9 protein-coding genes are annotated in these 14,025 nt (G+C 64.2%); 2 read left to right on the top strand and 7 right to left on the bottom strand.

Features of this window, described 5'->3' with window-relative positions; all coding sequences use genetic code 11:
• Positions 1 to 3: 3 nt before the first annotated feature.
• The 4 genes from VK682_RS11040 to bcoG all read right to left on the bottom strand — a co-directional run bounded on the left by VK682_RS11040 (position 4) and on the right by bcoG (position 6,211).
• On the bottom strand, positions 4 to 1,593 hold the full coding sequence (locus tag VK682_RS11040; RefSeq protein ID WP_324781820.1) for an ABC transporter substrate-binding protein: 1,590 nt from the start codon (positions 1,591 to 1,593) through the stop codon (positions 4 to 6).
• A gap of 165 nt (positions 1,594 to 1,758) precedes the next feature.
• Entirely contained in the window at positions 1,759 to 3,783 is a 2,025-nt protein-coding gene (locus VK682_RS11035; RefSeq protein WP_324781819.1) for a CocE/NonD family hydrolase, read from the bottom strand.
• On the bottom strand, positions 3,780 to 5,288 hold the full coding sequence (locus VK682_RS11030) for a carnitine 3-dehydrogenase (protein ID WP_324781818.1): 1,509 nt from the start codon (positions 5,286 to 5,288) through the stop codon (positions 3,780 to 3,782). The genes VK682_RS11035 and VK682_RS11030 overlap by 4 nt, the downstream gene beginning before the upstream one ends.
• A complete protein-coding gene (gene bcoG, locus VK682_RS11025; protein WP_089849489.1) occupies positions 5,285 to 6,211 on the bottom strand; it encodes a 3-dehydrocarnitine:acetyl-CoA trimethylamine transferase BcoG in 927 nt (308 codons plus the stop codon). The genes VK682_RS11030 and bcoG overlap by 4 nt, the downstream gene beginning before the upstream one ends.
• A gap of 84 nt (positions 6,212 to 6,295) precedes the next feature.
• Between bcoG and VK682_RS11020 the strand changes: the two genes are divergently transcribed.
• The gene (locus tag VK682_RS11020; protein ID WP_324781817.1) at positions 6,296 to 7,300 is read left to right on the top strand and encodes a GlxA family transcriptional regulator; all 1,005 of its coding nucleotides are present in this window, start codon (positions 6,296 to 6,298) and stop codon (positions 7,298 to 7,300) included.
• 5 nt (positions 7,301 to 7,305) lie between these two features.
• On the opposite strand, the gene VK682_RS11015 is transcribed toward VK682_RS11020, so the two are convergent.
• Positions 7,306 to 8,196, bottom strand: coding sequence for an alpha/beta hydrolase (locus VK682_RS11015; protein ID WP_324781816.1), 891 nt, complete (start codon positions 8,194 to 8,196; stop codon positions 7,306 to 7,308).
• Between the two features lie 269 nt (positions 8,197 to 8,465).
• On the opposite strand from VK682_RS11015, the gene VK682_RS11010 reads away from it, so the two are divergent.
• Positions 8,466 to 9,167: a LuxR C-terminal-related transcriptional regulator gene (locus VK682_RS11010; protein WP_089849485.1), complete on the top strand. Its 702-nt coding sequence runs from the start codon at positions 8,466 to 8,468 to the stop codon at positions 9,165 to 9,167.
• A gap of 15 nt (positions 9,168 to 9,182) precedes the next feature.
• Here VK682_RS11010 and VK682_RS11005 read toward each other — a convergent pair whose 3' ends face one another.
• Together VK682_RS11005 and VK682_RS11000 are read right to left on the bottom strand one after the other, a co-directional pair.
• A complete protein-coding gene (locus tag VK682_RS11005) occupies positions 9,183 to 9,551 on the bottom strand; it encodes a response regulator (protein WP_089849483.1) in 369 nt (122 codons plus the stop codon).
• 60 nt (positions 9,552 to 9,611) lie between these two features.
• Positions 9,612 to 13,898 carry a hybrid sensor histidine kinase/response regulator gene (locus VK682_RS11000; protein WP_324781815.1) on the bottom strand — a complete coding sequence of 1,429 codons (4,287 nt, stop codon included), beginning with the start codon at positions 13,896 to 13,898 and terminating at the stop codon, positions 9,612 to 9,614.
• Positions 13,899 to 14,025 lie beyond the last annotated feature (127 nt).

Below are 14,025 nucleotides of genomic sequence, written 5' to 3'. Positions count from 1 at the left end.
GCCTCAGGCGAACCAGCACTTGTGCGGCGCGTAGCCGTTCATCAGGTCCTGGTTCGGATCGTCGATCCAGCCCTGCAGTTCGCTGGCATTGGCCGAGATGAAGTCGTTGAACATCGGCAGGATCAGCCCGCCTTCGTCCCGCACCAGATAGGCCATGCGCGAATACATCTCGCGGCGGCGGGTTTCGTCCAGCTCGCCGCGCGCCTCGACCAGCAGGCTGTCGAATTCGGCATTCTCGAAGCGGGTGTCGTTCCAGTCCGCGGTCGAGGAATAGGCGGTGGAATACATCTGGTCCTGTACCGGACGTCCGCCCCAGTAAGAGGCGCAGAACGGCTTGGCGTTCCAGACATCCGACCAGTAGCCATCGCCCGGTTCGCGCTGGATCTGCAGCGGGATGCCCGCCGCCTGCGCCGACTGCTGGAACAGCGCCGCCGCGTCCATGGCGCCGGCAAAGGCCACGTCAGAGCAGCTCATCACGATGGGAGAGCCGTCATGACCCGACTTCTTGTAATGGAAGGCCGCCTGTTCGGGGTCGTATTCCCGCTGCGGAATGCTGTCATCGAAGAAGGGATAGGCCGCGTTGATCGGGAAATCGTTGCCGACAGAGCCGTAGCCCATCAGGATCTTGTCCACCAGATCCTGCCGGTCCACCGCCAGTTTCAGCGCCATGCGCAGATCGGCATTGTCAAAGGGCGCGGTGTTGCAGTGCATGATGAACACGTAATGCCCGCGGCCCGACACGTTGGTGATCTGGACATTGGGCGCGCGGCCCATCAGGCCTGCCACCTTGGGGTCGATGCGGTTGATAAGATGCACCTGCCCCGACTGCAGCGCCGAGGTGCGCGCGGTGTTGTCGTTGACCACGAGGATCTCGACGGAATCGAAATGGCCTTGGCTTTCGTCCCAGTAATCGGGGAACTTCTCGAACACGGCGCGCACGCCCGGCTCGAAGTTCACGACGCGATAGGCGCCGGTGCCGACCCCTGCCGCCGGGGCTTCGGTGCCGCCCTTGGGCTGGATCAGCAGGTGATAGTCGGCCATCAGATAAGGCAGGTCGGCATTGGGCGTGGCCAGCGAGACCACGACATTGTCGCCATCCACCGCCATCTCCTCGATGCCGGTCATCACGCCAAGCGCGCCGGACTGCGAGCTTTCGTCGGAATGGCGGCGCAGCGTGGCCAGCACATCCTCCGGGGTCAGCGGCGTGCCGTCATGGAAGGTCACGCCCTTGCGGATGCGGAAGGTCCAGACCTTGGCATCGGGGGTGCTGTCCACCGCCTCGGCCAGACGCATCTCCAGCCCTTCGCCGGAGGGGTGAAGCTCCACCAGCGGCTCGCCGAACATCCGCAGCAGCTGGAAGGTCACCTGATTGGCGGCCAGCGCCGGATCAAGGCTGTCGGTGGAGCCGCCGCCCTGCATCCCGATCTTCAGCGTGCCGCCCTTTTGCGGGCCCTGCGCGCGCACGCCGGTGGCCAACAGGGTGCTGGCGGCGGCGGAGGTCAGGCCAAGCGCTGCCGCCCGGCCCAGAAAGTGACGGCGGCTGAGGCTGCCCTGCACGGTGCGCGACAGGAGGTAATTCAGTTCTTTGTTCATTTTCGGCTTCCCCGTTATATTTGGTGCACCAGCTCATGGGCCGGACACCTTGTTGATTGCGGTCAGTTAGGCATTGTCTTCAGACGTAATCAATCTCCTGCTTGAGCCCGCGTCCTTGCCGGAGGGCGGATCCTTCTCCGATGATGGCCAGCGCCGCGGTTTTTGTCACAGATGGTCCCTCGGCACGCTGTGGCTGACATCGCGGGCATGGATCAGGCGGTCATTCTCCCACGCTTCCAGACGGCCGCTGAGGTAAAAATGCCCGGCATCGGACCAGAGCGCGGTGTGCGCCTCGGTCCGCAGCCGCAGCCCGTCGCGCGCCACCACCTGCGTCCAGTGCGTTTCGGCGCGGGCAGAACCCGGATCGTCGGGATGGATCTGCCAGCGTTCGCGCAGCACCGATCCGGAGATCAGGCCATGCCCCGGGTCGCGCGCCTCGCCAAAATCATCCTCGATCACCAGCGTGACCAGCCCGCTCTGCCGGTCGATGGCGGTGCTGCGCACATGCGCCTCGGGGCGCAGCACCTCGAGCGCGAGGGGTTCTGCGGCTTCGGCCTCCGGGAAGGTGATCTGGTCTTCGCTGCCGCCGCCGGGGTGGCATGGCAGGTCAAGCTCGCCGCCGGTCAGCACCAGCGTCACCCGTTCCGGCGAGGGCCAGATCATCGGGAAATAGCTGCTGGACACCGCGACCCGCAGCCGGTGCCCCTCGGGCAGGCGCCACGCGATATGGTCCAGCGGCACCGTCACCTCCACCTCCTCGCCGGGCAACAGCGGTTCGGGCGCCTCATGCCCGTTGCGGTGGCAGAGGTTCAGCACGCCCCAGCTGATCCGGGTCGAGGCGCCATCGGGGTGCAGATGGTTGAGCCGCACCGCCACATGCGCGACGGGGCGGTCGCTTTTCAGCCGCAGCCGCAGCACCGGGGCGCCGAAAATGTCGGTCTGCGGCAGCGGTCCGGTGTCGAAACAGGCCGACAGCGCGTCATCCCGGCGCTGGTCGCCGGGCATTTCGGGGCCAAGGAAGATCGCGCAGAATTCACCGCTGTCGAGCCCGCAATCCTCGGGGCTGCTGAGCTGGCAGGCGAAGGCCTCGGGGGCGTCTTGCCCAAGGGTCAGCGTGCCATGGCCCTGCGGGGTCAGGCCAAGCGCCAGAGTGTCATGGCGCAGATCCGGCGCGGGCCAGTCCGGGGCGGTGATCCAGTGCCCCGGGCGGTGGCGATACCATGTCGCCGGACGGTCGCCATGGATCAGATAGGCGGCATAGGCGGGGTCGTCCGCACCATCGGCATCCTGCCCCTTGAGATGCCGGTCCCACCAGCGCAGCGCCTCCTGCAGGAAGCCGATGCGCGGCTCGGGGGCGGCGAAATGCGGGTATTTGTGAATCCACGGCCCGACGATGCCGCGCACCGGCGCGTCGATATTGGCGACCAGCTGCGGCACCGCGTTCTTGTAGCTGTCGCCCCAGCCGCCCACTGCCAGCACGGCGGCGCGGATGGCGCTGAAATCCTCGCAGACCGAGCCGTGTTTCCAGTAGGCGTCGCGGCGCTGGTGCTGCATCCATGGCAGGGCAAGGAAGGGCTCCTGTTCCAGCCGCTGCAGCCAGACCTCGCGCCAGTCGTCGCGGATCGCGGGATCGGGCGGGCGCGAGGAGAAGGACCACATCGTTCCCGCCCAGCCAAGGTTTTCCCCCAGCATGCAGCCGCCCTTGTAATGGATGTCATCCGCATAGCGGTCGACGGTGGAGCAGAGCGTGATGATGGCCTTCAGCGCGGGCGGGGCGAGCGCTGCCACCTGCAGCGCGTTGAAGCCGCCCCAGCTGATCCCCATCATGCCGACGGCGCCGCTGCACCAAGGCTGCCGAGTGATCCAGTCGATCACCGCGACCGCGTCGGCCTGTTCCTGCGGGGTGTATTCATCGGTCATCAGCCCGTCGCTGTCGCCATTGCCGCGCATGTCCACCCGCAGGCAGGCATAGCCATGGCCCGCCAGATAGGGATGGGTCAGCTGGTCGCGCACCGCCGTGCCGTCGCGGCGCCGATAGGGCAGATATTCAAGGATCGCGGGCACCGGCGCCTCGGGCCCCGCACCCTCTGGCCGCCAGAGCCGGGCGGCCAGCCGCGTGCCGTCGGGCAGCGGGATCCACAGATGCGGGATGTCCTCAACCGGATGCGGAAACTCCGTCACTGTCTTCATGCGGCGCCCTCGGGCTGCGGCAGCGGGCGCCCTGCCCCCACATGTCGCCCCGCCGCCGCTGGCCGGGGCCGGGCGGCATCGGAGGCGGCGCGGGCTGCCAGCTGCGCCAGCACCGGCGCCCCGGCGGGACAGGTCCGGCCCGCCGCCATGTCCACATGCAGCAGCATCTGTTCCAGCGTCGCGATCTCTGTCTCGCCGTCCGGGCCGGGGCGGACCAGCGAGATCCACAGATGCAGCCGCTTGTCGTCATGGCCCAGCACCTGCACCCGCCCGGTGATCCGGTCGCCCGCCCGCGCCTCTGCCAGATGGCGCAGATGGGTTTCGGCGGTGTAATAGCTGTGCCCGTCGCGCACATAGTCCAGCCCGGCGCCAATGCTGGCCAGAAACTGGTCCACGGTCTGCGAGCCGGCAAAAAGATAGCGGCTTTCCGTCATGTGGCCGTTGTAATCGATCCAGCTGGGAAGAACCACCAGTTCTGTCTCATTTGCGACATGTTGTGTCGCATCCTGCACATCCCTTTCGGCCAGAAGCCGGTCATGCGCGTTCAGGATCTGCCCCGCGCCCCAGTCGCGATCCTTCAGCGCGCGCAGGAACGCCACGAGGTTGTCATCGCGGATGCGTTCCAGATCGCGGATCGAATGATGCCCCGACTGCGCGTCGGACTGGCTGGCGATGCGGTCCACCAGCGCCTCGGTGAAGGGCGGGGTGTCGGTCAGCTTCGACCAGGGCCAGGCCAGCGCCGGGCCGAACTGCGCCATGAAATGCCGCATCCCGGCCTCGCCCCCGGCGATACGATAGGTTTCGAACAGGCCCATCTGCGCCCAGCGGAGCCCGAAGCTGAACCGGATCACGTCATCGATCTCTTCGGTGGTGGCGATGCCGTCATGGACCAGCCACAGCGCCTCGCGCCACAGCGCCTCCAGCAGACGGTCGCCGATATGGGCGTCGATCTCCTTGCGGACCAGCAGGGGGAACATGCCGATGTCCCGCAGCAGCGCCTGCACCTGCGCCACCTCTTCGGGCGGCGTCGCGGCAGAGGGCACCAGTTCCACCAGCGGCAGCAGATAGACCGGGTTGAACGGATGCGCGACAAAGATCCGCCCCGGGGCGCGCGCGCCCTGCTGCAGTTCCGACGGTTTGAAGCCAGAGGTGGAGGAGCCGATGGGCGCGTCGCTGGCCGCCTGAATCTCGGCCAGAACCCGGTGTTTCAGGTCGAGCCGTTCCGACACGCTTTCCTGCACATAGTCGGCCCCGGTCACCGCCTCGGCGAGGGTGGTGGCGAAGCTGAGCCTGCCTTCGGGCGGCAGGCCGGTATCAGAGAGCGCAGGCAGGGCGGCGCGGGCATTGGCGATGACCTCGCCCACCCGGCGTTCGGCCTGCGGATCGGGGTCAAAGACCGCCACATCCCAGCCGTTCAGCAGGAAGCGCGCGGCCCAGCCGCCGCCGATCACGCCGCCGCCGATGATGGCGGCCTTGCGCGGGCTCCGGGTCTGCGGCGCGGTCATGCCGCGGACCTTGCTGCAGGGGCGCGTTTGGTCAGGCCCAGCCGGGCGCGCACCTCTGCCGGGCCCACCACATGGCCGCCCATCGTTTCGATCAGGGTCACCGCCCGTTCTACCAGCTGGGCATTGGTGGCCATCTGGCCGCGCGCCAGCCACAGGTTGTCTTCCAGACCCACCCGGACATTGCCGCCCGCCAGCACCGCCGCCGCCACGTAATCCATCTGGTTGCGCCCCAGCGAAAAGGCCGACCAGTGCCAGTCGGCGGGCACGTTGTTCACCATGGCCAGAAAGGTGTTCAGGTCATTGGGCGCCCCCCACGGCACCCCCATGCACAGCTGCACCAGCGCGGGCGCGTCCAGCGTGCCTTCCTCGACAAGCTGGCGCGCGAACCACAGATGCCCGGTGTCAAATGCCTCGATCTCTGGCTTGACGCCCAGCCGGGTCATCATCGCCCCCATCGCCCGCAGCATTCCGGGCGTGTTGGTCATCACGTAATCGGCTTCGGCAAAGTTCATCGTGCCGCAGTCCAGCGTGCAGATCTCCGGCAGGCAGTCGGCCACATGCACCATGCGTTCGGTGGCGCCGACCATGTCGGTGCCTTCGGCCCGCAGCGGCAGCGGCGTCTCGGTGCCGCCCAGCACCAGATCGCCGCCCATGCCTGCGGTCAGGTTCAGCACCACATCGGTGGCGCTGTCGCGGATGCGCTCCGTCACCTCGCGATAAAGCGCGGGATCGCGGGAGGGGCGACCGCTTTCGGGGTCGCGCACATGGCAATGCACGATGGCGGCCCCGGCCTGCGCCGCCTCGATCGCGGCGGTCGCGATCTGCTCGGGCGAGCGGGGCACATGCGGGCTGCGGTCCTGCGTCGCACCGGACCCTGTGACGGCACAGGTGATGAATACCTCCCGGTTCGGGGCAAGCGGCATCGGGATCTCCCTTGGGTTTCGGTGGCTTCAGCGCGGAAGGATACGTGGCTTGCCAGCCTTTGCTTGACGGAATACGCTGCATACATGACAAACCACGCCGCCCTGCCCCCCATGTCCGCTGCCCCGCTGGAGGTCGGGCTGCTGGTCATGCCGAATGCCGCGCTGCTGACGCTGGGATCGGTGGTGGATCCGATGCGGGTGGCGAACCGGCATCTGGGGCAGCAGGCCTATCGCTGGCGCATCCTGTCCGAAGACGGCCAGCCGGTGCCGCTGACCTGCGGCGTGCGCCTGCCGGTCGATGCGGCGCTGGCAGCTGGCGCCGACCCGCTGTCCGGCCCCCCGCCCGAGGTGCTGATCGTGCTGGCGGGCTATGGCGCGCGCGACATGGCGCGGGGGCGCATCCTGCCGGAACTGCGCCGGGCGGCGCGGGGGGCACGGCTGCTGGTGGCGGTGGACAGCGGCAGCTGGCTTCTGGCGGCGGCGGGGCTGATGCAGGGCCGCCGCGCCACCACCCACTGGGAGGATCTGGAGGATTTTGCCGCCCGTCATCCCGAGGTCGATCTGGTCGCCGACCGCTACGTGATCGATGGCAGGCTGGCCTCTGCCGGGGGGGCGGGCCCGGCGCAGGATCTGATGCTGGCGCTGATCGAGGCGCGCCACGGTCCCGCGCTTGCGATGGAGGTGGCGGGCACCTTCATCCTCAGCCGCCGCCCCGCCAGCGAAAGCCAGCGCCTTGCCATCGCCGCAGGCGCCCCCAGCGGCGGCGATCCGCGCGTGGCTGCCGCCATCGCCCGGATGGAAGACCGTCTGGACATGCCGGAGCCGGTCAGCGCCACCGCCCGCGCCGTGGGCCTGTCCCTGCGCCGCCTGCAGGTGCTGTTTGCGCGGGAAATCGGCATGAGCCCCAAGGATTACGCGCTGGAACTGCGGCTGCAGGCGGCGCGGCGGCTGGTTGTCGACTGCCGCACACCCCTGTCAGAGGTGGCGCTGCGCTGCGGCTTTGCCGCGCAATCCGCGCTTAGCCGCGCCTTCCGCAGCCGCTTTGGCGAAGCGCCTTCGGCCCTGCGGCGCCGGAACGGCGCGCGCTGACGGGTTCAGCCCAGCAGGCCGCGCAGCCCGTGCAGCAGCGCGGCAAAGCCCGCCTTCGCGCCGGGGCTCATATGCCGGGCGCGCAGCCAGCCATGCACCATCTGCGGCTCGCAGCGGTAACTGCAGGCGACATCCGCCGCGATCAGCCGGGCCGCAAAGGCCGCCGCATCGTCGCGCAGCGGATCGAACCGCGCCGCCGAGACAAATGTGGGCGGCAGACCGGACAGATCCTTGGCCCGCAGCGGATGCGCCACCGGATCCTCGGGCGGGGCCTGCAGGATGTCGCGGTAATAAAGCACGTCCTGCGTGCTCAGCCCCGGCGCCTCCGCCATCTGGCTGTAGGAGCCGCCGTGCGGATCGCCCCCCAGCGCGGGATAGACCAGCGCCAGACCGCGCAGCCGCCCCGGATCCTGCTGCAGCGCCAGCCCCGCCGCCAGCTGTCCGCCCGCGCTGTCCCCCGCCAGCACGACCTGCCGCCCCGTCCGCAGCAGCGCGCCCAGAACGGCGGCACCATCCTGCGAGGCGGCGGGCCAGCGATGCTCCGGCGCCAGCCGGTAGTCCACCGCGATCAGCGCCACGCCAAGCGCTGCGGCAATCTCGCCGCAGATCGCGTGGTGGCTGTCGCGCGATCCCACGACGAAGCCGCCGCCATGCAGGTAAAGCACCGTGGCCTCATGCCGGATCTGCGCGGGCTGATAGCGCCGGACGGGCACGCCCGCCTCGGTCCCGTCTTGCCAGTCCAGCCCTTCGGGCAAAGGCCGGTCAAAGGCGCGGCAGAGCGCGTCATACCAGATCCGCTGCTGCGTCACGGGTGCCGCGACCGCATCATCGGGGTAGAACCGCGCGACCTGCCCGATAAAGTCGAGGATTTCGGGTTCGGTGGGCATGGGCGGCATGGGCGGTTCCTTCGCGGCAAGACAGAGGGCGGTCTGGCCGCGCCCCGGCCCGCAGCAAACAGGACTTCGCGCCCAGTGTCGACGGCGCAGTGTCCGTGCGGATCCGGGCACAGATCCCGCACCTGTGTTCAGAAGGACACACAGGCCGTTGCGGGGATTGGCAACAATTTGCCTGCCGGGCTACATCTGATAGCCAAAAAATAGGCACCCGCGGCACGCAGCGTCCGACATGGGCAGGTTCTGTTGGCCAAAAAAGTGTGGGCTCAAACATGGAAGTCAAGAATGTGGGGTTGAGGAAAGCTGCGCTGATTTCGGACGATGACGAGTTTTTCCGTCTCGCGCTCAGCAGCCTTCTGACAGCCCGGCTGGGCTTTTCGGATGTCATCGAAACCGAAACCTTTGACGGTGCCGTGGATGCGCTGTCCAATCGCAGCGATGTCGAGATTGCCCTGTTCGACCTGAATATGCCGGGCATGAACAACTGGCAGAATTTGCGCACCGTGCGGGACTGTTTCCCCGAGGTGCGGGTTGCGGTCGTTTCCGGATCAAAGGCGCGCAGCGATATCCTGATGGCGCTCAGCATCGGGCTGCATGGCTATATCAGCAAGGGGCTTGGCGTTTCGGAGCTTGCGCGCGCATTGCAGGCCATCTGCGACGGTGCCGTCTATCTTCCCAGCTTCCTGCCCGACCTGCCGATTACGGAAAACGAGATGTTTGCGCCCCCGGAACCGGAGACGCAGCCGTCAGAGCCGATGGGGGCTCTGGATGATCTGACCTCGCGCCAGCGCGAGGTTCTGGAAATGCTGGTCAATGGCATGTCCAACAAGGCGATCGCGCGGGCGCTTGATCTGAGCGAGGGCACGGTCAAATTCCATCTCTCGGCGGTCTTCCGCATCCTGCGCGCCTCCAACCGGGTGGAAGCGGCGACATCCGGATCAAGGCTTTTGGGCAGGACACGGGCGCCGGGCTGATCCCATATCCCGCAGTCATTCCGACAGCAGGCTCTGCACCAGATCAAGACAGGCTTTCCTTCTGAACGGCTTGGCCAGAAAAGCGGTATCGTCGCCAAGGCCCTGAAGGTCGATATCCCCGGTATAGCCCGACACATACAGCACCTTCAGATCCGGCCTGATCGTGCGAGATGTCTCTGCCAGCGCAATCCCCCCCATGCCCCCCGCCAGACAGATATCCGTGACAAGTAGCTGGGGCGTGACGCCGCCTTCGAGGCGGGAAATCGCCTCCTGTCCGGTTGCCGCCAGCGTGATCCCATATCCGGCAGATCTCAGCAGTTCCGCCATATAGCTGCGGACAAAATCGTCATCCTCGACGACAAGGATTTCAGTGCCTGCGGTCATAGCGCACTCCCTGAAGGTTGGCGGCAGAAAGGGACGTCAGAGGCATGAGGGCGGACCACGTCAGGCATCCAGCACCTTGCGGACTTTCGAGGACAGATCCGACCGCCGATAAGGCTTGTTCAGCAGCTCCACGCCCCGGTCGAGCCGACCATGATGGACAAGCGCGTTTTCCGGATAGCCGGAGGTGTAAAGAGTCCGCAGCCCCGGCCTGACCTGCTGCGCCGCATCCGCGACCTGACGCCCATTCATGCCGCCCGGCAGGACAACATCCGTCAGCAGCAGATCAATATCGGGCCGTTCCTGCAATACCGTCATCGCGGCAGCCCCTGCCGTTGCCACGACAACGTCATACCCCATATCCGACAGCTGCACCGACAATTGCTGTCGGATCAGATCGTCATCCTCGACGATCAGAATGGTTTCATCGCCATGATCTGTCGGCAACGGCGCGACCCGAGGGGCCGTGTGCACCCGGCTGCCGGAATAGATCGGGAAATACATCCTGATCGTGGTGCCTTCGCCGGGCTCGGAATAGATGCGGACATGGCCCCCCGTCTGCTTGACAAAGCCATAGACCATGCTCAGCCCAAGCCCGGTGCCCTGTCCCACAGGTTTGGTGGTGAAAAAGGGTTCAAAAACCCGATCAAGATCATCCTTGCCAATGCCGCAGCCATTATCACTCACAGAAATTGCAACATAGTCGCCCGGGTTCAGATCGGAGTCCGGCATCGGGTCGCCCTCATCCAGACAGACATTGCTCGTCTCGATCAGCAGAGAGCCGCCATCAGGCATCGCGTAGCGGGCATTGACGGCGAGGTTCAGCAGCGCCCCTTCCAGCTGGGCCGGATCAACCTCGGTCTGCCACAAATCCGCAGAGCGGATCAGCCGAATATCCACGTCTTCGCCAAGCGTGCGGCGCAGCATCGCCTCCAGCCCCGCGATGACGACATTCACATCGGACACCTTCGGCTGAAGCGCCTGTTTCCGGGAAAACGCCAGAAGGCGGCTGGTCAATTCCACCGCGCGGTCAACTGCCATTGCGCTCATGTCAGCATATTGGCGCAGCGGGCTGTCATCTTCGAGCTTCTCAAGCAGAAGCTCCGTATTGCCCATGATGATGGTCAATAGGTTGTTGAAGTCATGGGCGATACCCCCGGTCAGCTGGCCGACCGCCTCCAGCTTCTGCGACTGCCGGAAGCGGTCTTCCATCGCAAGCCGTTCGGAAATATCAGAAATATTTCCGAGGATCCGGACAGCCCGACCGTCTTCGTTCCGGATTGCAAAGGCGCGGTCTTCGACCGTCGCCCAGCTGCCGTCCGCGCGGCGAAAACGGTACCGATCCCGCATCTCATTACATTGACCCGAAATGAGCTGGTCGAAAGAATGCGTGACGCGCGCCTTGTCCTCCGGGTGAACGTGGGCATCCCAGACATCCAGCAGGGCGCCGTCTGGCAAAACCTGATGGCCAAACAATTCGGTCATGCCGTGGCTCCACCATTGATGGCCATCTGACAGATTCCATTCCCAGACCGCGTTTCCCTTGGCCTGAGAAATCATGCGGAACCGTGCTTCGGAAAGCCGCAGCGCCTCTTCGGCCAGATGACGTTCGGTGACGTCACGCTCAATGGCGACAAAATGAGTGAAGACGCCGTTTTCGCCGGGGATTGGAATTATGTCGATATCGGCCCAATATTCGCGGCCCGATTTGGTGTAGTTGATAAGCTCCGTTCGGACAGGACTAAAGGTATCAAGCGCAGACTGGATCCGGCTTAGCTCAGCGGCCTGGGTCTTTGGTCCATGCAGGATCTGGGGCGTCTGGCCAATCGCCTCCTCACGTGTGAATTCCGTAATCCGCTCGAACGCGTCATTGACGTAGACGATTTTGGGCTGACCGCCAGTCTCCGGGTCGCCTGTCCCTGTGATGATGACAATATCGTTGATATGGGCAACCGCGGCATCAAGCAGCCTGAGCTGCTCGTTGCGACGTCGCTCTTCGGTGATATCGGTGAAGTAGACCGCCAGCCCGCTATGCGTCGGATGCGCCGTAACAAGAAGTGTGCGGTTTAGCGGCGGGAAGATCTGTTCAAACCGCACGGTGCCGCCAATGTCGAAGGCGTGCTCATATTGGTGTTTGGCATCAAGTCTAATCAGATCAGGAATTTCATCAAAAACGCACTGCCCAAGCAGGTCTTGACGGGACCTATTCAGAAAAATCTCCGCGCGGCTGTTGAGGTAGGTAAACCGCCACTCCTCATCAAGCATGAAAAAGGCATCGCCGATATTTTCGAGAGTCTCTGCAAGCCGGGAACTCAGCTCTGCCACCTGTCTTTGCGCCGCAGTCAGTTCAGAGATGTCCTGAATCGCACCTTGCAGCGCGATGATCTTACCGGACTGGTCCCGCACTGCTTCGCCAAGGCAGCGAACCTTGATCCGGTTTCCTTGCACTGTCACAAGGTCACGCACGATATCGAAGGCAATGCCGTCATGGGCGCAGCTGTCAAACGCGGCACAGGTCATTTCCCGATCATGCGGGGCGAAATAGCCAATGAAGTCTTCGAATGTTGGTGTTGTGTCCTCGGAAAGTTCAAGAATGGCGGCAACACCCTCCGTCCAGAAAACGCACTGATCCGGCAGGGAAATCCGCCATCCCCCGAGTTTTACCGCCTGCCCGGCAATTTCCAGTAGCTTCTCTGATTTCTCTGCACGTTTGCGGGTATGAACGAGTTCGGAGACATCCTGAAACGATCCTTGGACCGCTACAATGCGCCCGCCGTCGTCACGTTCAGCCTCGCCCGTGGTGCGGATCCAGACATGGCGCCCTTTTGCGCCTATGATTTCGCAGATTTCGTCATAAGCCTCTCCCTGGTCGAGGCAGGCTCGGAAACGTTCTGCGATACGATCACGATATTCCGGCGTAAAATAGGAGATCGCTCCCAAGACAGACGGTGAAAACGCGTCAGCTTCATCATGAATACGGGCGGTTTCACGAGACCATTCAAGAAGATCTGCCTTCACATCATAACGCCACGCCCCGAACTTCGCCAGATTCCCAGCAATTTCCAGCATGCGGGTGGCTTGGGCCAAGGCCGCTTCGGCTCCCACACTTTCGGTGACGTCGCGAACGACTCCACGAAGCACGACGCCCTCCGGGGTTTCTACCTTTTCGGATTCACCCGCGATATGCGCGATCTTTCCATCTGGATGCAGGACGCGGTGCACAAAGGAAAGATGAGTAACTTCAGACGCCATGAACTCCGCGAATTTTTCCCGCAACTCTGCGCGGTCTTCCGGATGTATCAGCGCGGCATAGGCTTCGAAGTCATGTCCGAATTTTTCCGGCGTCGTATCGTACATGTCATAGACGCTGTCGGACCACTGAATGTGGTCCCGAGCAATGCTGTAATCCCATGTTCCGGTCGACAGCAGCCTTTGTGTGGTGCGAAGTCTGGTTGCCAATTCCTCCAGACGAAGGTTGTCGGATTTCAGCTCATGGGTATAGGTAACGAGGTTCAGCTTTGCTGCCTCAAAATCAGAGGCTTTCTCGCCATAATCTTGACCGTCAATCGCCGTGGTTACATCCTGTATCTGAAGAATGAGAAAGAGCTGCCTTTGGTCAGGCCCCTCAACCGGTGTGCTCTTCAAAACCCAAAGCCGTTCATTCTGGTCAGGCAGCATGAACTTCTGAATTTCCGAAAGATCCGGATTTCCAGTGGCCATGACCCGCGCAAAAGACGCCTGCAGATCGGAGTGATGCGTATCATTTGGCTGAGGCGGCAGGATCGTGAACAGATTTTGCCCGACCGCATCAGCACGTTTGATGTGCATTGCGGCCAGATAGGCGTCGCTTACGGCGATCACATCGAAGTTTTCCGGAGAGAACACAAGAAACATGCCCGGGATGTTGTCGAACATGATCTGAAACTGTCTGGCGAGCGCGTCGCTGGCCCGGCGGGCCGACTGCTCTCGCGCCAGCGCCTCGCGCATTCTCTGCTCGGCATGCACATGGCGGGTGACGTCGCGCGCGGAAATCAGCTCGGCAGGCCGTCCATGATGCAGCACGGTGTGGCCGATGATGTCGACATGGATGATTTCGCCGGATTTCAGACTGTGTCGCCAGACCCCCGCCTCATCCCGCCCTTCGGAGACGGCCTTGACGTTTTCCTCCAGCGCCGCGCAATCTTCGGGTGGCCGGATGTCCTTGATCGTCATTCCGAGAAACTCTTCGAGAGAGTAGCCGTATTTCACGATCGCTGCATTGTTTACGGAAAGAAACTGAAACGTTTCCACGTCGTAAACCCACATCGGGTCAGGGTGGGACAGAAACAGACTGTCTGTAGTTATGTCCAAAATGTGGCCCTTGCACGCGGTTTGTGGAGGCGCTTCATGAAAAAAAAGCGCGCTATCCTCAGACGGTGGCGCAAAGGGTATGACGATGCAAGCTCGCGCCTGCTGCTCAGCCCGAGATGCCGCGTGC

Source organism: Salipiger marinus, assembly GCF_035481585.1.
In the GTDB taxonomy this organism is placed as follows: domain Bacteria; phylum Pseudomonadota; class Alphaproteobacteria; order Rhodobacterales; family Rhodobacteraceae; genus Salipiger; species Salipiger marinus.
This window is presented reverse-complemented; position numbering and strand designations above follow the sequence as displayed.